19 protein-coding genes are annotated in these 18,840 nt (G+C 69.7%); 10 read left to right on the top strand and 9 right to left on the bottom strand.

Annotation, left to right across the window (positions count from 1 at the left end; translation table 11 throughout):
• Nucleotides 1-10 precede the first annotated feature (10 nt).
• Complete coding sequence (locus tag KZC57_RS12505; protein WP_158698513.1) at nucleotides 11-586, top strand: helix-turn-helix transcriptional regulator; 576 nt, start codon at nucleotides 11-13, stop codon at nucleotides 584-586.
• Nucleotides 586-1,170, top strand: coding sequence for a hypothetical protein (locus KZC57_RS12500; RefSeq protein ID WP_247641894.1), 585 nt, complete (start codon nucleotides 586-588; stop codon nucleotides 1,168-1,170). Before KZC57_RS12505 ends, KZC57_RS12500 begins: the two co-directional genes overlap by 1 nt.
• Before the next feature lie 53 nt (nucleotides 1,171-1,223).
• On the opposite strand, the gene KZC57_RS12495 is transcribed toward KZC57_RS12500, so the two are convergent.
• Nucleotides 1,224-2,279 carry an alpha/beta hydrolase gene (locus KZC57_RS12495; protein WP_083371006.1) on the bottom strand — a complete coding sequence of 352 codons (1,056 nt, stop codon included), beginning with the start codon at nucleotides 2,277-2,279 and terminating at the stop codon, nucleotides 1,224-1,226.
• 36 nt (nucleotides 2,280-2,315) lie between these two features.
• A complete protein-coding gene (locus tag KZC57_RS12490; RefSeq protein WP_247641893.1) occupies nucleotides 2,316-3,059 on the bottom strand; it encodes a phosphotransferase in 744 nt (247 codons plus the stop codon).
• A 107-nt stretch (nucleotides 3,060-3,166) separates the two neighbouring features.
• Between KZC57_RS12490 and KZC57_RS12485 the strand changes: the two genes are divergently transcribed.
• On the top strand, nucleotides 3,167-3,604 hold the full coding sequence (locus tag KZC57_RS12485) for a hypothetical protein (protein WP_247641892.1): 438 nt from the start codon (nucleotides 3,167-3,169) through the stop codon (nucleotides 3,602-3,604).
• A gap of 6 nt (nucleotides 3,605-3,610) precedes the next feature.
• Here KZC57_RS12485 and KZC57_RS12480 read toward each other — a convergent pair whose 3' ends face one another.
• Both KZC57_RS12480 and KZC57_RS12475 read right to left on the bottom strand, forming a co-directional pair.
• Nucleotides 3,611-4,456 carry a transposase gene (locus tag KZC57_RS12480; protein ID WP_247641891.1) on the bottom strand — a complete coding sequence of 282 codons (846 nt, stop codon included), beginning with the start codon at nucleotides 4,454-4,456 and terminating at the stop codon, nucleotides 3,611-3,613.
• A 44-nt stretch (nucleotides 4,457-4,500) separates the two neighbouring features.
• Nucleotides 4,501-5,826, bottom strand: a complete 1,326-nt coding sequence (locus tag KZC57_RS12475) for a VCBS repeat domain-containing M23 family metallopeptidase (RefSeq protein WP_247641890.1) — start codon at nucleotides 5,824-5,826, stop codon at nucleotides 4,501-4,503.
• A 164-nt stretch (nucleotides 5,827-5,990) separates the two neighbouring features.
• Between KZC57_RS12475 and KZC57_RS12470 the strand changes: the two genes are divergently transcribed.
• The 3 genes from KZC57_RS12470 (at nucleotide 5,991) to KZC57_RS12460 (ending at nucleotide 8,456) form a co-directional block, all read left to right on the top strand.
• Complete coding sequence (locus KZC57_RS12470) at nucleotides 5,991-6,296, top strand: hypothetical protein (RefSeq protein ID WP_060921556.1); 306 nt, start codon at nucleotides 5,991-5,993, stop codon at nucleotides 6,294-6,296.
• An 85-nt stretch (nucleotides 6,297-6,381) separates the two neighbouring features.
• Nucleotides 6,382-6,855: a hypothetical protein gene (locus tag KZC57_RS12465; RefSeq protein ID WP_082749978.1), complete on the top strand. Its 474-nt coding sequence runs from the start codon at nucleotides 6,382-6,384 to the stop codon at nucleotides 6,853-6,855.
• Nucleotides 6,856-7,052: 197 nt separating this feature from the next.
• Nucleotides 7,053-8,456: a cell division initiation protein gene (locus tag KZC57_RS12460; RefSeq protein ID WP_247641889.1), complete on the top strand. Its 1,404-nt coding sequence runs from the start codon at nucleotides 7,053-7,055 to the stop codon at nucleotides 8,454-8,456.
• A gap of 66 nt (nucleotides 8,457-8,522) precedes the next feature.
• On the opposite strand, the gene KZC57_RS12455 is transcribed toward KZC57_RS12460, so the two are convergent.
• From KZC57_RS12455 to KZC57_RS12445, 3 genes are all read right to left on the bottom strand, one after another.
• On the bottom strand, nucleotides 8,523-9,635 hold the full coding sequence (locus KZC57_RS12455) for an acyl-CoA desaturase (RefSeq protein WP_060921571.1): 1,113 nt from the start codon (nucleotides 9,633-9,635) through the stop codon (nucleotides 8,523-8,525).
• 106 nt (nucleotides 9,636-9,741) lie between these two features.
• Nucleotides 9,742-10,008, bottom strand: coding sequence for a hypothetical protein (locus tag KZC57_RS12450; RefSeq protein WP_247641888.1), 267 nt, complete (start codon nucleotides 10,006-10,008; stop codon nucleotides 9,742-9,744).
• A gap of 192 nt (nucleotides 10,009-10,200) precedes the next feature.
• Nucleotides 10,201-11,151, bottom strand: a complete 951-nt coding sequence (locus KZC57_RS12445) for an intradiol ring-cleavage dioxygenase (protein WP_247641887.1) — start codon at nucleotides 11,149-11,151, stop codon at nucleotides 10,201-10,203.
• 367 nt (nucleotides 11,152-11,518) lie between these two features.
• Here KZC57_RS12445 and KZC57_RS12440 point away from each other — a divergent pair, with 367 nt between their 5' ends.
• The gene (locus tag KZC57_RS12440; protein WP_105949225.1) at nucleotides 11,519-12,133 is read left to right on the top strand and encodes a TetR/AcrR family transcriptional regulator; all 615 of its coding nucleotides are present in this window, start codon (nucleotides 11,519-11,521) and stop codon (nucleotides 12,131-12,133) included.
• 9 nt (nucleotides 12,134-12,142) lie between these two features.
• On the opposite strand, the gene KZC57_RS12435 is transcribed toward KZC57_RS12440, so the two are convergent.
• The gene (locus tag KZC57_RS12435; protein WP_144881356.1) at nucleotides 12,143-13,288 is read right to left on the bottom strand and encodes a low temperature requirement protein A; all 1,146 of its coding nucleotides are present in this window, start codon (nucleotides 13,286-13,288) and stop codon (nucleotides 12,143-12,145) included.
• A 358-nt stretch (nucleotides 13,289-13,646) separates the two neighbouring features.
• On the opposite strand from KZC57_RS12435, the gene KZC57_RS12430 reads away from it, so the two are divergent.
• The 3 genes from KZC57_RS12430 to KZC57_RS12420 are packed head-to-tail and all read left to right on the top strand — an operon-like array spanning nucleotide 13,647 to nucleotide 17,504.
• Nucleotides 13,647-15,173 (top strand): sugar transferase, encoded by a 1,527-nt coding sequence (locus KZC57_RS12430; protein WP_247641885.1) that lies wholly within the window; start codon nucleotides 13,647-13,649, stop codon nucleotides 15,171-15,173.
• Nucleotides 15,174-15,177: 4 nt separating this feature from the next.
• Nucleotides 15,178-16,371: a DUF1972 domain-containing protein gene (locus KZC57_RS12425; protein WP_105949224.1), complete on the top strand. Its 1,194-nt coding sequence runs from the start codon at nucleotides 15,178-15,180 to the stop codon at nucleotides 16,369-16,371.
• Nucleotides 16,368-17,504, top strand: a complete 1,137-nt coding sequence (locus KZC57_RS12420) for a glycosyltransferase (RefSeq protein ID WP_247641884.1) — start codon at nucleotides 16,368-16,370, stop codon at nucleotides 17,502-17,504. Before KZC57_RS12425 ends, KZC57_RS12420 begins: the two co-directional genes overlap by 4 nt.
• A gap of 21 nt (nucleotides 17,505-17,525) precedes the next feature.
• Here KZC57_RS12420 and KZC57_RS12415 read toward each other — a convergent pair whose 3' ends face one another.
• Nucleotides 17,526-18,836, bottom strand: coding sequence for a hypothetical protein (locus KZC57_RS12415; protein WP_060921566.1), 1,311 nt, complete (start codon nucleotides 18,834-18,836; stop codon nucleotides 17,526-17,528).
• Between the last annotated feature and the right edge of the window lie 4 nt (nucleotides 18,837-18,840).

Below are 18,840 nucleotides of genomic sequence, written 5' to 3'. Positions count from 1 at the left end.
GGGAGGCGACGTGACCAACGCATCAGTGCTCGTGCGCGCTGCGCGGAAGAGCAGCGGGCTCACGCAGAAGGATCTCGCCGAGCGAACCAACGTCGATCAAGGCCGCGTATCTCGAGTGGAAGGTGGCCGCGAGGCTGAGTTCAGCACAGTCGAACGCTTCCTCCGTGGCGCCGGCTATCGCCTGTACTCCGCACCGACGCGACGGGACGACGCGGCGACCATCGCGGCGGCGATCCGCGGGTACCTGCGAGCGGGCGACAAGCACAGCGCGCTTCGCGAGTTCATCCAGCTGAGCGACAACCTCAACGCCGAGCACGGCCTCGTACGCGGGGTTCTCGGTCTCGCGGAACCCGAGCCGACCGGTGACCGCGTCTGGGATGCCGCCCTGGCAGCGCTCGTGGATCTTCGCCTCCGCGAGGAGGGGCTCCCCACCCCGGCGTGGGTCGACGGCCCGAACAGGAGGGTCCAGGTACCCCGAACCCTGGACGTCGATCCGGCGGATCCGATCCCGGCGCCCGACGACGTGCCCACGGAGTTCCTCGAGCGTGGTGTCCTTGTCTGGCAAGACACGCTGACGAGCGTCTGATGGCTGACGCCCTGAACCGCGACGACATCATCGCCGGCCTCCGCGACCTGGTCGGCGAGCTTCATGCCGCTGGCGAAGTCGCAGGCATCCGACTCGTCGGCGGCGCTGCGCTCGTCATCAGGTACTTCGACCGCCGTGCCACCGGAGACCTCGATTCCCTTCACATCAACCCTGGAAGTGACGAAGCCGTTCTCGCCGCGGCCTCGCGCGTCGGAGACCGACGAGGGTGGAGCGTCGGCTGGTTCAACTTCGCTGTGGAGCACGCCGATTCCGTACCGACGTTCGGGCGTCGAACTGTCGAGTGGGAGACGATCTACGACCGAGACGGCGTCATAATCCAGGTCGCCTCGAAGGACGCGCTTCTCGCCATGAAGCTCCGCGCCAACCGGCCAGGACGCGACGTCGACGACATCCGTCAGTTGCTCACCCTCTGCGGCATCACCACGTTGGAAGCGGCGGAGGCTCACTACGAGGACTTCTACCCGGGCGACGGTCTCAGCGACCGCGCTATCGGCATCGTCCAGCGGATCCTCGATAGCGGCCTGCCGACAGCGGTTCCCTCCCCCGGCCCCATTCATCTCTGACGCGATAGCGGAGCGGGTGAAGAGAGCAGAACGGGAGGCGGCGACCCGCAGACTCACGCCGGCACAAGTGAGTCCGTCGAGCCGTCCGCCCTCGCGTTCCCCGCCGCGACCGCGTGCGGCAGCGCATGGGCCACGAGGCTCACCAGGAACTTCCCGGGCTCCTCGAACATGCACAGGTGCGCGGAGTTCTCGAACCACACGACGTGCGTCGCGGGCGCCGTCACGGTCTCCAGCCAGCGGGCGACCGGTCCGGTGGGGGTCGTCCAGTCGTGCCGTCCGAGGAACTGGAGCATCGGCACCTCGAACGCCGTCTGGTCGCGGGCGTCGAAGCCGAACAGGGCGGGCAGCACCGCGGGCATGGTCGCCCGCTGCCCGACGCCGATGAGGCCCAGGTCGGCGTCCGTGTAATACGGGGACAGCTCCTGCGACTCGGTGAAGTACGCGAAGTCGGAGCGATACGCCGAGAGGCCGCCGTAGTACTGCGCCCATCTCCGGCAGGTCACGATGCGTTCGACGGTCAACGGCTCCTCACCGGGGTACTCCCCGAGCGCCTGCAACTCGGAGACCGCCTGCTCGTTGCGATCCGCGACGGCACTCCGCATCGCGTGGCGGAAGCTCTCTTCCTCGTTCTCGGGACCGGAGATGACCTGGCCGACGCCGATGTAGGCCCACAGCAGGTCGGGACGCCGCCGGGCGAGGGTGAGCCCGAGGACCGTCCCCCAGCTGTGCCCGAGCACCCCGACCTTCTGCACGCCCAGCTCGCCCTGGAGCCACGCGATCAGCTCCGCGAGATCGTCGACGTACCGGTCGACGCTGAGGTCCATGTCCTCAGACACGGACCCTGCGGACTTGCCACTCGCACGCTGGTCGTAGTTGACGACCGTGAAGTAGTCCTCCACGCCGCGTTGCCAGACCCACGACGAGGGCAGCGACGGCAGGGCCGGGCCGCCGTGGCAGACGACGAGTACGGGGTTCCGTGTGCTGCGCCCGCGGATCGAGACGAACTGGGGGACACCGCCGAGGTCGACGTACGCCGTCCGGTCGATCGACTCCGGGTTCGGGATCCGGCACAGATCCGCGATCACTGCGCGGCCGAGGTCGTCACTCATGTCGATCACCCTAGGAGAAGCGGACCGGCGAAGCGGTCACGCCAGGGCGCGCTGCCACACACCCCGATGCGCGGTGACATAGTCGAGCACCGCCGCCCAGTGCGCCCCGTGACCCGTGCTGTACATGGTCCCCCACGGCTCGCGCCCCGCCTCCGCGGACGAGCGCAGCAGGTCGAGCATCGCCTGCGTGCGCCGGCGCATCATGTCCGGGAGCACCGCGCGCAGTTCCTCGTCGGCGCCGTATCCGTCGACGAACGCTGCGAGGTCGTCGGCGGAGCGCTCCGGGTCGCTGGTCGGATCCGGAAGCGCGAACGTCTGCGCGGAGAAGGCGAGGTCCCACGACCGGGTGCTCGGGGAGGCGCCGTCCCAGTCGATGAAGACCCAGCGGTCGCCGAGCATCAGATTCCACGGCGCCAGGTCGTTGTGGCAGATGAGCTCCTGCGCGGGCGCCGAGAGGGGTGGTTCCCAGATCGCGTCGGCAGCAGGGACGTACCGCGCCGAGACGTCATGGATCCAGCGGACCATGTCGCCCACGCGGCCGAGCTCGGCGGCGGAGAGCGGTGCGGCATCCATCGCGAGCGTGCCGGGGATGAACTCGATGATCTGCCGCCCCTGCGCGTCTCTGCCGAGCGGCTCCGGCGCGTCGACGCCGCCGTCACGCAGCGCCCGCACATAGGCGATGACGTGCGGGGTCGCGGGTGTCCACGCCTTGCGGACGGTGTCCCCGACCCGCACGACGGGTCCGCTCGCGTTGCCGCCCTCGAGGACTTCCTCCCGCATCCCCCGAGGCTATCGGAGACGCCTGCAGCAGAGATCACTCCTCCGGGTGAGGAGGGATACCTCCCCCGACGGACGCGGTCCGCGAGCCGCGCCAGCAGAGTGGAAGTATGACACGACGACACCTCCTCCCCGCCGCCGCCCTGCTCCTCGGCGGCACCCTGCTGCTCGGTGGATGCGCCGCCGTGGAGGGTCTCGTGCACAAGCAGTCGACCAGGACGTTCGACGACGCCGATGCCTTCCGCGCGGACGCGCCGATCGATGCGGACTGGGTTCCGGAAGACGCGACCGCCCTCACGCTGAGGACGTCGACCATCGAGGACGCGGACGACGCCGTCCTCCTGCTGGCGAGCACGACAGCGCTGCCGGACGACTGCGTGGAGACGGAGCGGACCTCCGCCCCGACGTGGACCCTGGATGACGGCCCGTCCGCATACGAGGCGAAGACCGTCTTCGTCTGCGGCGACTGGAACGTCATCCCGGCCGACGACGGCTGGTTCGGATGGACGCCGAACTCCGCTGAGGAGAAAGCCGCCGCCCGGGGCTGAGACCGCTCAGAGGTCGGCGAGAGCCGCGCGCGCCGCCTGCACGGCCTCGGCGGCGGCATCCTTCTTCTCCACGGCCGCGGTGCGCCGCTCCTCCGCCGCGGGACGGTCGCGCTCGACGCGGTCGGCTTCCTGATGCAGCTTCTCGATCTGCGCCTCCAGCTCGGCGATGCCGTCGGCCAACTCCTCCGCGCGATCGCTCAGCGACTGCATCACCTCGTCCTCCTTTGCGAGGGCCCGCTCCGCAGCCGCGAGGTCCTTCTCCGCAGCCGCCAGCTGACGCTCGGCATCCCGGCGTTTCCGACGCTCGTGCAGTTCGTCCGGAGGACGCGGGGGTTGGGGCTGCAGTGCGGGGAGCGTTCCGGCCACCGCGTCGCGGATGTCGTCCGCCGTGCCCGAAGGCTCCAATGCCCGCACGAGACGCCCCGAGGCGACAGCGGCCGCCGCGTCCGGGTCGAAGAATGCCGCGGAGATCGTCTGCTCGACCGCATCCCGCGTCGCCGCCGTCACTCGTTCGCCTCGGGAGCCCGCAAGGTCCGCGGCGGTCTCGGCGAGCCGCCGGGTCAGCGCGCGCCGCTCCCGGCCGAGCTTCGCCAACGCCGCGGCGTCCAGCTCCGCCTGCGCCTCGCGCAGCTCCGCCGCCAGCGCCAGGGCCTCCCCGAGCTGCGCGGCACGCTCCTGCGCGAAGACGTTGACGACCCAGGCAGCCACTGCCGGCTTGCGCAGCGCCTTCACCTCCGCGGCGAGCGCGCGATCGTCGAGGTCCTTCGCCCGTGCGTTCCGGGCGGTCGTGAACTCCTCGGGCGGCCCTGCGTACAGCGCCGCCGCGATGTCATCGAGGGTCGGAGCGGCCATGCGCCCACGATACGCGTCGGCCGGTGCCCGCTACGCGACCCGCGCTATTCGATCGCGAGGTAGTCCGCCGCATCCGAGGCCATGAGGATCTTGGTGCCGAACCCTCCCGCGCCGTTGCCGGGATAGAGGTAGAGCTGTCCTGCCGCCGTGCGGGCGACCAGGTCCGCACGACCGTCCCCGTTGTAGTCCGCGCCGCCGGTGACCTCGGTGAACTCCTGCCAGCCGGTCCCGGCCTGACGCCAGGTGCGCAGGCCGGACGCGCCGGTGTAGAGCCTCAGCACGCCATCACCGGCGACCCCGATGAGGTCACCCCGTCCGTCGCCGTCGAAGTCTCCGGCGACGAGGTAGTGGAAACCCTCCCAGCCGTTGCCCACGGTGACGTTCGGAGTGCGGAAGCCGCCGGCCCCGTTGCCGGGGAAGATCACGAGAGTCCCGGCCGGGGACACTCCGATGACGTCCTGCCGTCCGTCCCCGGTGAAGTCCGCACCGGAAGTGACGTGACGCATCCCGTACCAGCCGGCTCCCGGGGTGGTCGCTGCACGGAAGCCGCCGGCGCCGTTCCCGGCGTAGTACTCCAGGGCGCCGTCGGAGCGCGCCACGAGGATGTCCGCGTTGCCGTCTCCGTTGAAGTCCGAGTGCGTGATGTGCCGTCGTGAGTTCCCCCACCCGCCTCCGAACAGGGTGGTCGGTCCGGCGAGGCCGCTGCGGCCGTCCCCCGCTCGCAGTCTGAGATCCCCGTTGCCCGCGACGACGAGAAGATCGGCCTTACGGTTACCGGTGAAGTCGGCGGTGTCGATGCCCGCCGAGTCGCTCGCCCCGAGACCGGGGAAGAACAGCGGGATCGTCCCTCCCCGCGTGACGTTCGACAGGCAGGTGAATCCGTCGTTGATCTGGGAGTAGACCTTGCCGTTCAGCCACACCTCGAAATGCAGGTGGTACGCGGCGGAGTTGCCGGTGTTCCCGACGACGCCGATCTGCTGCCCGCGCAGAACCTTCGTCCCCGGTGCGTACCAGCCGGATGCCGCCATGTGGGCGTATCGGGTGACATAGCCGCCCGGGTGCTGCACATCGACGTAGTTGCCGTAGCCGCCGTTCGACGTGCGGCTCTTGATCACGCCGTCATACGCCGCCAGGATCGGCGTCCCGCCGTTCCGCGAGATGTCGATGCCGTCGTGCGCACGATAGTTGCCGAGGCAGCCGTCGCCGACCTTGGACTGGATGTTGCCCGAAGCCGGGTAGACCATGTAGCCGTCGGACGCCGCGCTCGCGGAACCGGTCGTGGTGAGGGCCGGCGTCAGCGATCCCAGCACGATCGCGAGCACGGCGACGATCCCGATGCGACCAAGACGCAAGCGGGACGTGCGCTTCATCTCGAAGTTCTCTCTTGCTCGGCGGCCCCAGGGGACGTGGTGTCCTCCGCGGTCACCGTACCAAGGCCAGGCGCTCCGCCCCGCGAACGCCACCCCCTTCGCCTCGTTCCGCGGGGTCTCACGTCGGTGATCGTGAGACCCCGCGGGGGTGTACCGTCAGCACCATGGGAAGACTCCGGTACGACGGGCACTCGGATCCGATCCTCGTCGAGGACGAGACGCTCGCGCATCTGAAGATCGTCATCGCCACCAAGCTGCGTCGTCAGGAGAGCTTCATGATGACCTGGCAGCCTCCCGAGGGCGGCATCGACCGGCGAGCGAGCGTCTGGATCCATCCCGCGATCCCCCTGCAGTTCGGCTTCGACGAGGCGGAGCCGCCGGCCGTGGACCCGCAACGCATCCAGGAGATCATGCAGGCACTCAACGCCACCGGCGACCTTCAGCTGGACCATCTCACCGGCCCGCGCTGACGCGCACCGACGTTCAGCACGGAAGGTCGCTGCCCTGGACACCGCTCTGATCCTCGTCCTCTTCCTGGTCATCCTCATCCTCATCGTGGGAGCCGCCTTCCTGCGCGGCTGGGTGCGGCGCAGCGCATCGTCGGCCGGCGAGCGCGCGGGAGCCCGGTACACCGCCGCGCGGATGGAGGAGATCTTCGCCGACCTCGGAGCCACTCTCCTCGTCCACGCCTCCCCGACGGCCACGGCGGAGCTGCTGCGCGTGATCGTCGAGGAGCGAGGCAGGAGCTTCTCGCTGCTCCCGGACGGCGCGCTGGGCGTCCGCTTCGTCGAACCGGACGACACCGTCGCGCGATTGGTTCCCGGCAGCGCGGGGACTCTCGTGCGCGTCGAGACCTTCCGCGAGTACCTCGGCTTCCCGCAGACCGCACCCCTCTGGCGGGAGCTGCGCGCCCTGGTGTCCGCCGAGGCCGCGACCCGCGGGATCGAGGTGGCCGACGGGCCCGTCTCCCTGTTCGAGCGCGGGCCGGAGCTCGACGACCGCAACGCGCGCTGGTTCCGCCGGGTCTGATCGTCGCTCGCAGGGCCTGGAATTAGGGGTCACGATTCCCAGGTGACGCAATTAGGCTAGACGCGCGCCGCGCCCCGCAGGGACGGATGACGACCCGGTCGTGGCGCATGCCGGGGGCCTCCTCCCCCGAGCTTGCGATCCCGTCCACGAAACGAAGTCCGCTTCGTGTCGCGGACACGCCAGAAAGGCTTGAACCCATGAGCGAATCCTCGGGCACACCCCGCGACGACGAGCGGTCGCCGGACTTCTTCGATCAGCTGATCGAGACGGCTCCCCGCGACACGTCGTCCACGTCCACGTCGGCGTTCACCATCGGATTCCGCGGCTACGACAAGGGCGAGGTCGACGCCGCTCTCGCATCGATGCGCGCCCAGCTCCAGCAAGCCGCCGATGAGGTCGCCGAGGCGAAGGCCCGCGAGGCCGAATCGGTCGAAGCTCTCAAAGCCGAGGAGCGCGAGGCACGCGAGGCCCTGGAAGCCGAGCTCGCCGCCGCGAACGCCAAGGCCGCGGATGCCGAGCAGCAGGTGGCGACGCTCACCTCCGAGCTCGTCGACATGCCGCAGGCCGATGGGGAGGAAGCGCCCTCCCGCCAGCAGTTCGAGGCGATCCTGCGGGTGGCCGAGGAGCAGGCGAACGTCCTCATCCAGAACGCCGCCGTGCAGGCCGACCGCCTGATGACCTCGGCCCGCGAAGAGGTCGCCGCGCAGCGCGCCGAGGCCGAGGCGGATGCCGAGCGCATCATCTCCCAGGCTCAGCGCGATGCCGATCAGGTGCGGCTGAAGATGGAGACCGAGTACACGGCCCACGAGGCGCGCATCGAGCGCGAGGCCGCCCACGCCGCGGAGAAGGTCAGCCAGGCGTCCCAGGAGGCCACGGCGATCCGCACCGAGGCCGAGAAGGGCGCCGCCGCACTGCGCTCCCTCGTCACGCGTGAGACCACCCAGCTGCGGGCGGACGCCGAGCGCGAGGTGCGTGAGATGAACGCCCGCGTGCTGGAGTTCGAGGAGACCCTCACCCGTCGTCAGGACGACGCGCAGCAGGAGTTCCTCGTGCTGCACAATCAGGCGGTCGCACACGCCGAGCGCATCACGACCGACGCGAACGAGCAGGTCACCGCCTCGCTGGAGCACGCCCAGCGCATCTCCGCGAAGGCCGACGGCTACGAGAAGCTCATGCGCTCGCAGGCACAGGCGATCGAGGCCGACGCGCAGGTCCGTGCCAGGGACATCCTCGAGCGCGCCCGCGTGAAGTCTCAGAAGATCGTCGACGCGGTGACCGGCCACACCTCCACCGTCCTCCGCGACGCCGAGGATCGTGCCCGTCAGCTGCGGTGGCAGCAGCAGCAGCTCACCAGCTTCATGGCCGAGGTGCGCGAGCTCATCCGCCCCGACGGCATCTTCAGCGACGACAACCTCCCCACGGAGATCGCGCTGACGGAGGCCACGATCGACGAGGATGACGACGAGAACGAGGACGACGTCGTCGAGGCGTCCGTCGAGAGCTTCCGAGGCGACGAGGTCCTCGACGACGAGCTCGACGACGACCGTCCGCTGGAGAGGATCACGATCGACGTCATCGAGTCGGACGACTCGAAGCGCTGATCCGGCGCGGACACGACGAAGGGGCGAGCAGCTGTCTGCTCGCCCCTTCGTCGTATCGGTGAGGCTTCAGGCGCGGCGGAGCTGTGCGGCCGCCGGGCAGTCGAACGGGTCGCGCGCCGCCAGGCCGACCCGGTTGAGGTAGGCGATGACGATCGCGTACGACTGTCCGAGGCTTGTCTCGGTGTAGGGGATGCTGTTCGCGGCGCAGTAGTCGCGCACGATGCCGCGCGCCTTCGACAGGTGCAGCCGCGACATGTTCGGGAACAGGTGGTGCTCCACCTGGTGGTTGAGGCCGCCCATCAGTCCCGTCACCCACCATCCGCCGCGGATGTTGCGCGACGTGCGCACCTGCTTCGAGAAGAAGTCGAGCTTCGCGTCGGGAGCGATGACCGGCATTCCCTTGTGGTTGGGGGCGAAGGATGCGCCCATGTAGACGCCGAAGACCGCGAGCTGCACACCCAGGAACGCGAAGGCCATGCCGACGGGAAGCAGGAGGAACAGCGGCACGAGGATGACGGCGAACCGGAGGACGATGAGACCGAGTTCGATCCAGCGTCCCTTCACGTTCTTCCTCGTCATCAGGTGCTTCAGGCCGAGGTAGTGCAGGTTGAGCCCCTCGAGCGTCAGGAGGGGGAAGAAGAGCCACCCCTGCTTGCGCGTGATGAGCCGGACGATGCCACGCGACTGCGCCGCATCCTCCTCCAGGAAGGAGATGGTATCGACCTGGATGTCGGGGTCCTTGCCGACCTGGTTCGGGTTGCCGTGGTGCCGGGTGTGCTTGGAGTCCCACCAGTGATAGCTCATGCCGATGATGCCGGCGAGCACGCGGGCCAGGCGGAAGTTCGCCGGCCCCGTGGAGAGGATCTGACGGTGCGCCGCCTCATGGGCGAGGAAGGCGACCTGCGTGAAGACGATCCCGAGGGCGGCGGCGATGAGGAGCTGGAACCAGCTGTCTCCAAGGAGGAGGAAGCCCGCGACGCAGCCGGCGAAGGCGACGACGAGGGCCGCGCCGATCAGTGTGTAGAACACAGGAGTGCGCTGCAGGAGCCCGGTCTCCTTCACGACCTGCTGCACATCGCGGTAGGCCCGGGTGAGCGGGGGGAACTCGGCGTTCCCGGCGTAGGTCTGACGAACCGGCCCGAGGGTGGCGGTGACGGTCGGGGAGGATGTGCGGGAGATGATGCTCTCCTGTCGATCGGGAGCCCTTGAGCTGAAGAAGCCAAGGGCGGTTGCCGATCGCTGTGGCCACACTAACCGCGCTCGCATACGCGAGGCGGCATACGACTCAGGCCCGCGCTCGACGCGGCCGCCGACCGCGCGTCCGAGGGAGGGCCGGCGATGCCGCCGGCCGGGCGGGCTGCTGCGCGGCGGCGAGCGCACGGAAGGCGTCGTCGAGCGACGGGAACGACCCGAGGTCGGTGCCGCGCTCGTCGCGCAGCCGGTGCGCGGATCCGTCGAACTCGACGAATCCGGCGAACTCACCGCTGCGGGTGGCGACGTGCACGTCGACGTCGGCCTGTTTCCAGGTGAGAGGGACGGTGGTGGTACTCATGTTCATGCTCATTGCTGTGGGGCGGGCGCGCTCGCGCTCCGCACGTGAAGAGACCGAGGGCGGATTCCGCGCGCGTCGATGTGCGTGGTCCGTGGATGGCCCTGATCAGTGGCGACGAGGCGGCCGAGAGGGGGCGAAACGCACACGTTGCACGACCAGCTTAGCAGATCCACGAACCACGCGCCGAGAGCCTCAGCTGCCGGGCGGACGACCGCCGCCGCGTCCGGGCGCGGATCCGGCGCTCGGGGTGGTCGTCGTGTCGACGCCGACCACGAGGGCCGCCGTGTATCCGCCGGTGACGCTCCCCGTCGTCGTGGCGAGCTGCGACACCCCGCCGTCGTCGCCGAAGACGTTGTCGGAGGTCAGGGAGATGCGCGCCAGGTTGTCCGCCGATCCGGAGTACGCCGTCTCCGCATAGACCGCACGGCAGGCGTCCTCGGGCAGCGCGAGCTGGGACGTGGCGATCGCGTTCGACGCGTCGGTGATCGCGGTCGCATCCGGATAGACCTCGAAGTGGATGTGCGGCCAGCGCCCGGAGTAGCACCCGGGGAAGACGGAGGTGAAGGACACCTTCCCGTCGTCGTCGGCGACCTGCACCCCGCGCAGATAGGAGACGTCCTCGAGCCCGGACGAGTACAGGGAGTACTCCCCCTGCGCGTTGCAGTGCCACGCGTAGACCGCCACGCCGGCGAACGGCACCCCGCCGTTCGCCAGGTCGAGGATCTGGAGCTCGAAGGAGAGCGGGACGCCGTCGGCCGTGGCCCCGCCGTCGATGGACGAACGGATGTCCTGGCGGATGATCCCGGCCTCGTCGAGGACGTCCGGGCCGTTCGAGCCGTCGCCCGGGTAGGGGCCGGCGGTCTCGTCGGGGATCTCCGAGACCGCATCCGACGCCGTGCCGGTGGCGCTGGGCGTGGGGGTGGCGGTCGTCGACGACGATCCTGTGGCGCCGGGAGCGCAGGCGGCGAGGACGACGGCACCGAGGCCGAGCCCGCCGCCGATCAGCAGCCCGCGACGGCTCATCAGCGTCCGGAGATCGAAGGCCACGCCCTGGTCGACGACCTCTTCGTCCGCGCGATCCAGCAGTCGTCCTTCGTACATGGGGCCCTGCGGCGTGGGGGTCGGTTCGGGGATGCGGCTCATGATGTGCTCCTCTCGAGCGTGTGCGGCGTTGTGCCCATGCTCGCGGGGTGATCAATCAGGGAGCTATGCGTGACCGATGAGAACTCTTCGGGAGGAGGGCAGAGCGGAGGATGCGGGGACATCGCTCCGCTCTGCAGCGCTGGCGCTCGAAGAACTCGGCCGACAACGCAGGGCCGGGGCGATGGGGGAATCGCTCGGACGGCCACGAAGACGGCCGGCACGCAGGGGACATGCGCGGCCGTGACGCATCCAGTGCAGCACGCGACTTGGCACCTGTCAAGTTTTCCCCGGACACCTGTCCAGATCCGCCCACATGCCATAGCATTACCCGCACCGATCCCGACGGGGACGAGACCGGGGGCACAGCATGACGACGGCGACCAAGCGGGCCGAACGCGCAGGGGTGGACAAGTTCGCACTCCGCCGACGAGCACTGGCCGAGGCAGCCCTGGAGGCGATCGCTGAGCGCGGGTTCGCCCGGACGGGGCTTCGCGAGATCGCCCAGCACTCAGAGCTCTCCCACGGTTCCCTCCATTACTACTTCACCGACAAGAACGATCTCATCGCGGAGGCGGTGCGGATCTCGAAGGGCGGACTCGGCGACCGCTACCTCGCCGTTCTGCAGAACGCGGAGACCGCGGAGGACCTCGCGGCAGGGGCCGCGGCGGAGCTCGCCCGGAGCGTGGAGCAGGACTCCCGCCTGCACCGGCTCTGGTACGACCTCCGCAATCAGTCCTTGTTCGAGTCGGGCTTCGGCGACACCATCGCGGAGGTGGAGGCCGACCTCCAGGAGGCGATCTGGCGGGTGGTCGAACGCTACTCCGAGCTGCGAGGACGGCCCTGCCGCTTCACACCGCTCTTCGCGTATGCGCTCACGGACGGCATGATGCAGCATGCTCTCATCCGTCACCTCCGCGGCGACACCGAGGCGATCGCCCGCCTGCGCACCGAATGCCTGGACCTCTTCGCCGCGAGCGTCTGACCGAGGCGCTCAGGCATCCGTCGCCCCGGCACCGCGAGGGATCGGCGGCCGCATCACGAGCACGACCACGATCGCGACCATCACCGCTGCCGTCAGCGCCACCGGCACGGGCACGAACGGGTCGAGCAGGACGAGCAGCGCCCCCACCGGGATGACGGTGTTGACGACCCTGTCGGCGTTGTCCCGGATGGCGACCCACCAGATGCCGATGAGGAACACCGCGATCGGCACGGACACCGTGAACGTGGCGGCCATCGGAGCGAGGTGGCTCTCCCCCGTCAGCACGTCCAGCTCCACCTCGATGCCGGCGGAGAAGGCGGCAGCCGCCGCGAACACGAAGTAGTGGGTGTAGCCGTAGCGCAGGGAACGGCCGAGGGTGGTGATGGACCGGTGGTGGGGCGGCCAGAAGTAGATCCACCACAGGGCCGCCGTCACGACGAATGCGAGGGCCGAGATCGCCAGGAGCGGCCCCAGGGCCTCGACCTCATCCACCGCGTCGATGATCGCGTTGGCAGAGGCGAGAAGGCTCTCACCGAGCACGATGAGGGTGAACAGACCGTAGCGCTCGGTGATGTGGTGCGGGTGCCACGGCGTCTGGTGGCGGCGCTCGGCGACCACCGGGACGGCGATCTCGATGAGGGCGAAGACGATGAAGGCCGCGAGCTGGACCGGCCCCGAGGGGACGAGCAGGAACAGGATCCACAGCACCTGCACGGCGGCGATGCCGCCGGCGTATCGCAGCGCGACGGAACGGAGCGGCCCCGCGGTCCGGGACGCGCGCAGCCACTGCGCGACCACGGCGACGCGCATCACGACGTAGCCGATCACCGGGAGTGTGAAGTCTCCCTCGTTGAAGGCCCCGGGGATCCCTGCGGCCAGGACGAGGACACCCGCCATCTGGACGAAGGTGGCGATCCGGTACGGCCAGTCGTCGGTGTCGAAGGACGTGGCGAACCAGGTGAAGTTCATCCACGCCCACCAGATCGCGAAGAAGAGCATCGCATACGAGGTGATCCCGTGGAGGAAGTCGCCGTGACTCAGGGCGTGATGCAGCTGCGCCGACGCGATGCTCACCGCTACCACGAAGACGAGATCGAAGAAGAGCTCCAGCGGACTCGCGGCGCGGTGCGACTGACCGGGGTCGCGCGGCCGCATGGGCTGCAGACGGAAGCGAGGAGTCGAAGTCGGGTGCGCAGTCACCGCGACAGACTAGCTCCCGGCTCCCTCTCCCCGGGCGGTATGCCGGAACGGATCTCCCTCCGGCGCGGGATGCGCTTCCGTCCGGCGGCTGAATCCGCTACAGTGATGACCGTCTGCAGTGCCTGCTGCACGCCTCGTCGGTTTGGGACGACGAGGACACCTTCTCGATGTGGGATCGGGAAGCACCAGCAGGACCCGAGGGGTCGGGACGCAGACGTGTCCGTGAACGTGGGGTTCATGGTCTGGGGAAAACTGGGGAAACGATGGCGCACTGGGGTTATCTGCGTACATTCACGGCTCAAGGGGCCTCGGCATGACTTCCGTCGAGGATGCTCTGAGCATCGCTCGTACGGGTTTCACGCCGATCACGGCACCGCGAGCGACCGCGTCGGTGACGCCTGCGGCGAGCACGCCGCGTGTGTCGGCGACGCTCGAACGACGCCGCCAGTGGGAGCGTCGCTATCGGATGCGGCTGCGGATCACGGATGCGGCTGTCATCCTGATCGCGGTCGCACTGACGGCGACGGTCCAGCTGGTCTCCGGCGTCTCGGTGATCGAGGCCGTGCGCGACGCCGCATTGCTGGGTCTCGCCTGGTACCTGATGCTGTCGGCGCTCAACAGCCGAGCCGCCGCCATCTTCGGGTCCGGGGCCACGGAGTACCGTCGCGTCGCGCACGCGGCGGGACTCGCCTTCGGCATCACCGCCATCGCGGGCGTGCTCCTGGAGTGGGAAGGACTGCAGCCGCTGTTCTTCATCGCCCTCCCGGTCGGCATGCTCGGTCTCCTCTTCGCCCGCTGGACCTGGCGCCGCTGGCTGCAGCGGCAGCGCCTGTCCGGGCGGTTCGCGTCGAGGACACTGGTGGTCGGCGCCACCGAGGACGTCGAGTATGTGATCGACTCCCTGCAGAAGGGCGGGGAGAACGGCTATCACGTCGTGGGGACGACGCTGCTGGATCGCACTGCCGGCGCGCTCAGGATCGGGGAGAGCATCTACCCGGTCGTGGGCGATCTGGACACCGTCGCCGCGGCGGCGGCACAACTCGGGGCGGACACCATCATCGTGGCGAGCCGCCCCGAGGGGTCCCCCGACTTCGTCAAGCAGCTCAGCTGGCAGCTCGAGGGCACCGCCGCCGAGCTCGTCCTCTCCAGCCGCCTGACGGACGTCGCGGGCCCGCGCATCTCGCTGCGCCAGGTCGACGGCCTGCCGCTGATCCAGGTGAAGATCCCGACATACGAGGGCGGGGTCCACCTTCTCAAGCGCGCCCTCGATGTCGTCGTGGCCACCGTCGCGCTCATCCCGATCGCGCTGCTCACCCCCGTGCTCAGCGCACTCATCAAGCTCGACTCGCCCGGCCCGGTGTTCTTCTTCCAGGAGCGCGTGGGACGGGACGGCCGCCGGTTCAAGATGGTGAAGTTCCGCTCGATGCGCACCGACGCCGAGAAGCAGCTCGCGGCGCTCAAGGAGCAGAACGAGGGCGCCGGCCTGCTGTTCAAGATGAAGGACGACCCGCGCGTGACCCGCGTCGGGAAGGTGCTGCGCAAGCTGTCGCTGGACGAGCTCCCGCAGTTCTGGAACGTGCTCGTCGGCGACATGAGCGTCGTCGGCCCTCGTCCGCCGCTGCCCAGCGAGGTCACCGCCTACGACGGCACCGTGTTCCGCCGTCTCTACATCAAGCCCGGCATCACGGGCCTGTGGCAGGTCTCCGGACGCAGCGACCTCTCGTGGGACGAGAGCGTGCGGCTCGACCTGCGGTACGTGGAGAACTGGTCGGTCATGAACGATCTGCAGATCATGTGGCGCACCGCGAAGGTCATGGCGCAGCCGAGCGGGGCATACTGAGCGGATGAGCACTACGACACCCCTCACGATCGCGATGGTGGGGACCCGCGGCGTGCCTGCCGCGTACGGCGGGTTCGAGACGGCCATCGAGGAGGTCGGCCGCCGCCTGGCCGACCGCGGGCACGACGTCGTCGTGTACACCCGCGGTTCCGAGCACCGGGAGAAGGAGTACCTCGGCATGCGCGTGGTGCACCTCCCCGCCGTCCCCGTGAAGCAGGTCGAGACGCTCAGCCACACCGGGCTCTCGGCCCTGCACCTGCTCTTCCACCGCCGCCCCGACGCGACCTTCGTCTTCAACGCCGCGAACTCGCCGTTCCTGCCGCTGCTCCGGCTGCGCCGGGCGCCCGTCGCCCTGCACATGGACGGTCTCGAGTGGCGTCGCTCGAAGTGGGGGCCGCGCGGCAAGGCCTACTACCGGTGGGCCGAGCAGTTCGGTGTCCGCACCGCAGACGCGCTCATCGCCGATGCCCCCGGCATCTCCGACTACTACCGCCACCAGTTCGACGTGCCGACGGAGCTGATCCGCTATGGCGCGCCGATCCTCGACGAGCCGCCGACGCATCGTCTGGCCGAGATGGAACTCGCCCCCGGCGGCTACCACCTCGTCGTCGCGCGGTTCGAGCCGGAGAACCATGTGCTCGAGATCGTCCGCGGCTACCGGGCCAGCGCCGCGCGCCTCCCGCTCGTGGTCGTCGGGTCCGCGCCGTACGCGGCCGGGTACATCCAGGAGATCCGGAACGCCGCCGAGGGCGACGAGCGCATCCGCCTCGTCGGCGGCGTCTACGACCAGGAGCTCCTCGACGCGCTCTACGCTCACGCCGCCACCTACCTGCACGGTCACTCCGTCGGCGGCACCAACCCGTCGCTCCTCCGCGCCATGGGAGCGGGCACGGCCGTGATCGGCTATGAGGTGCCCTTCAACCGCGAGGTCCTCGACGGCAACGGGTGGTTCTTCGCCGATGCGGACGACGTCGCCGCGCATGTGACCGCCGCCGAGGGCGATGCGGCCACGCGCGATGCGCATGCCGCAGCAGTGCAGGAGATCGCCCGGACACGCTTCCGGTGGGACGACGTGGCCGACGAATACGAAGACCTCGCTCGCCGCCTCGCCGAGGGCTCCAGCGTCCATTCCTCCGCCCGGCGCGCACGCCGACGGAGCGCGGACTGGGCCCCCACCCCCGCGGACGCCGCCCGATGACTGCGAGGGAGAACCGTAAGACCGTCCTCCTGGTGCATCCCGGCGCGGAGATGTTCGGGTCCGACCGCATGCTCCTCGAGAGCGCGACCGGTCTCGTCGAGGCGGGCGCCCGCGTCGTGGTCGCCCTGCCGAGCACGGGTCTCCTCGTCGCGCCGCTGCGGGAGGCCGGCGCGGAGGTCGTCATCCTGCCGATGCTCGTGCTGCGCAAGGTCCTGCTCACCCCGCGGGGACTGCCGCGCCTCTTCCGCGACACGTTCCGCGGTCTCGGCTCCGCGTGGCGGCTGATCGGACGCCTCCGCCCCGACGCAGTCTACGTGTCGACCATCATCATTCCGCAGTGGCCTCTCATCGCCCGGCTCCGGGGTACCCGCGCGGTCAGCCATGTGCATGAGGCCGAGGCCTCCGGCAACACGCTGGTGAACCGGCTCCTCTACGCGCCGCACCTCGCCTCCGCCCGGACCCTGGTGAACAGTCGCTTCAGCCAGGACACGATACGGCGCGCGCTGCCGACTCTCGCCGCGCGGACCCGCGTGGTCGCCAACGGCGTCGCGTCACCCGAGCACCCGGCTCCGCCGCGCTCCCGCCTCGATGGTCCCCTCCGTGTGCTGTACGTGGGCCGGCTCTCGCCGCGGAAGGGCCCCGACCTCGTCATCGACGCCGCCGCCGCGCTTCAGGCGGCGGGCCGTCCGGTCGAGGTCACGCTGCTCGGCGCGGTCTTCGAGGGGTACGAGTGGTTCGAGCGCGATCTGCGCGCGCGCGCCGACGAGACCGGCGTCCCTGTCACCTTCGCCGGTTTCCACCCCGACATCTGGCCCTTCCTCGCTGAGGCCGACGTCCTGGTCGTGCCGTCCCGGGTGGACGAGCCGTTCGGCAACACGGCCGTCGAGGGCGTGCTCGGACTCCGCCCGGTCATCGCGAGCGACAGCAGCGGCCTGCGGGAGGCCGCGGGCGGATACGCCACTGCGCAACTGGTCGCTCCGGACGATGCTGACGCGATCGCGACCGCGCTCGAGGAGGTCCGCGAGCGCTGGGACGACCATGTGGCCGGCGTCACCGCGAGTCGGGACGAGGCCCTGCGTCGGCACGCTCCCGCGGTCTACCGCGCCGGCGTCACCGCAGGCGTCCTGGACTGACCCGCGAGGAGCGCCCGCGGATCACACCGATGCGCGGGTGTCGGCGGTCAGCCGCGCCCGGTTGCGCACGATGTAGATCGAGAACGGGATCAGCTGGCAGACCAGCAGCGCGAACGCGACCCCGATCAGCGGTCCGACGATGCCGAGGATCGGCGTGAGCACGAACGCGAGGACGATCCCGACCGCGGCCATGCTGAGCGTCGGGATCACCTGGAAACGGATCCCGGGCTTGTCCATGATGAACATGCCCAGTGGATACACGGCCGCCGTGAGCATGATCATGAGCCCGAACGCGAAGATCGTGGTCGGCCGCACCTCCAGCTCCCCCTGGGTGATGAATCCGAACAGCCACGGACCGACGAGCCACACCACGACCGTCGCGAGGGCGACCGCCGTGGCGAACAGGGCGGAGAGCAGGAAGGGCCCGCGGCGCAGGTCACCCTGGTGCCGCATCCGCGCGAAGTGCGGCCAGAGGGCGAGTCCACCGGCCATCACGAGACCGTTGAGCGCGAAGAACACCTGGCCGGCCACCCCGTACTCCGCGACGTCGGTCGGGCCGCCGAGCTGGGCGATCACATAGCGCTGCGACCCCACCGCGATGGGATAGGTCACCATCTGCGCCAGCATCGGCCAGCCGACATCCATGACCCGGACGCCGGGGAACCGTCGCGGCCGCAGCACCATGCGTGCGGCCTCGGGGATCAGCGGAGAGGTGGTGCGCGCCGTGATGAGCACGCCCAGGATCGAGACGATGAGAGACGCCGCGAAGGAGGCCATCGCCGCATAGGAGTGGAGGTCGTCGCCGCCGAACGTGAGGAGCAACCAGACGCCGGCAAGGGTGAGGGGCGAGATGAGACCCTGCAGCAGGATCACGATGTGGTTCTTTCGCTGCCCGAGCATGATCCGCGCCCAGATCCCGAGCGGGATCCCGAGGCAGAAGATCGTGACGCAGAAGAACGCCGCGAGCGACGCCCCGGGCTGCTGCCCGGCGTCACCGAAGATGAGCTCCCAGGCTCCGGTGGCGAGGAGCACGGTGTTGATCGCCATCGCGGAGGCGGCGAACAGCAGCAGCACACGCCCGACGGAGGTCAGCTGGTAGCGCAGCTTCTCGTCCGTCCGGACGTCGTCGCTCGTGGCCACGGCGTTCACGAGCACGGCGCCGCTGCCGAGATCGGTGAACGTCAGCAGCGACGGGATCGTGGTGAGCAGCGTATAGAGGGCGAAGCTGCCGACGCCCGCGTCCCCGATGATCATCCGTGTCGTGAGAACGCCGCAGACCAGCGCGATGACCATCGTCAGCGCGCGGGCGCCGACAGCGAGAAGAGAACCCATACCT

The sequence above is a fragment of the Microbacterium sp. KSW4-4 genome (assembly GCF_023091185.1).
Lineage (GTDB): Bacteria > Actinomycetota > Actinomycetes > Actinomycetales > Microbacteriaceae > Microbacterium > Microbacterium paraoxydans.
This window is presented reverse-complemented; position numbering and strand designations above follow the sequence as displayed.

What these genes read in the sequence shown, in the direction of transcription:
- KZC57_RS12425 (WP_105949224.1), top strand. Translation starts at nt 15,178, where the DNA reads ATGAGCACTACGACACCCCTCACGATCGCGATGGTGGGGACCCGCGGC.
- KZC57_RS12475 (WP_247641890.1), bottom strand. Translation starts at nt 5,826, where the DNA reads ATGAAGCGCACGTCCCGCTTGCGTCTTGGTCGCATCGGGATCGTCGCC.
- KZC57_RS12440 (WP_105949225.1), top strand. Translation starts at nt 11,519, where the DNA reads ATGACGACGGCGACCAAGCGGGCCGAACGCGCAGGGGTGGACAAGTTC.
- KZC57_RS12430 (WP_247641885.1), top strand. Translation starts at nt 13,647, where the DNA reads ATGACTTCCGTCGAGGATGCTCTGAGCATCGCTCGTACGGGTTTCACG.
- KZC57_RS12445 (WP_247641887.1), bottom strand. Translation starts at nt 11,151, where the DNA reads ATGAGCCGCATCCCCGAACCGACCCCCACGCCGCAGGGCCCCATGTAC.
- KZC57_RS12460 (WP_247641889.1), top strand. Translation starts at nt 7,053, where the DNA reads ATGAGCGAATCCTCGGGCACACCCCGCGACGACGAGCGGTCGCCGGAC.
- KZC57_RS12490 (WP_247641893.1), bottom strand. Translation starts at nt 3,059, where the DNA reads ATGCGGGAGGAAGTCCTCGAGGGCGGCAACGCGAGCGGACCCGTCGTG.
- KZC57_RS12495 (WP_083371006.1), bottom strand. Translation starts at nt 2,279, where the DNA reads ATGAGTGACGACCTCGGCCGCGCAGTGATCGCGGATCTGTGCCGGATC.
- KZC57_RS12485 (WP_247641892.1), top strand. Translation starts at nt 3,167, where the DNA reads ATGACACGACGACACCTCCTCCCCGCCGCCGCCCTGCTCCTCGGCGGC.
- KZC57_RS12415 (WP_060921566.1), bottom strand. Translation starts at nt 18,836, where the DNA reads ATGGGTTCTCTTCTCGCTGTCGGCGCCCGCGCGCTGACGATGGTCATC.
- KZC57_RS12500 (WP_247641894.1), top strand. Translation starts at nt 586, where the DNA reads ATGGCTGACGCCCTGAACCGCGACGACATCATCGCCGGCCTCCGCGAC.
- KZC57_RS12450 (WP_247641888.1), bottom strand. Translation starts at nt 10,008, where the DNA reads ATGAGTACCACCACCGTCCCTCTCACCTGGAAACAGGCCGACGTCGAC.
- KZC57_RS12470 (WP_060921556.1), top strand. Translation starts at nt 5,991, where the DNA reads ATGGGAAGACTCCGGTACGACGGGCACTCGGATCCGATCCTCGTCGAG.
- KZC57_RS12435 (WP_144881356.1), bottom strand. Translation starts at nt 13,288, where the DNA reads ATGCGGCCGCGCGACCCCGGTCAGTCGCACCGCGCCGCGAGTCCGCTG.
- KZC57_RS12480 (WP_247641891.1), bottom strand. Translation starts at nt 4,456, where the DNA reads ATGGCCGCTCCGACCCTCGATGACATCGCGGCGGCGCTGTACGCAGGG.
- KZC57_RS12420 (WP_247641884.1), top strand. Translation starts at nt 16,368, where the DNA reads ATGACTGCGAGGGAGAACCGTAAGACCGTCCTCCTGGTGCATCCCGGC.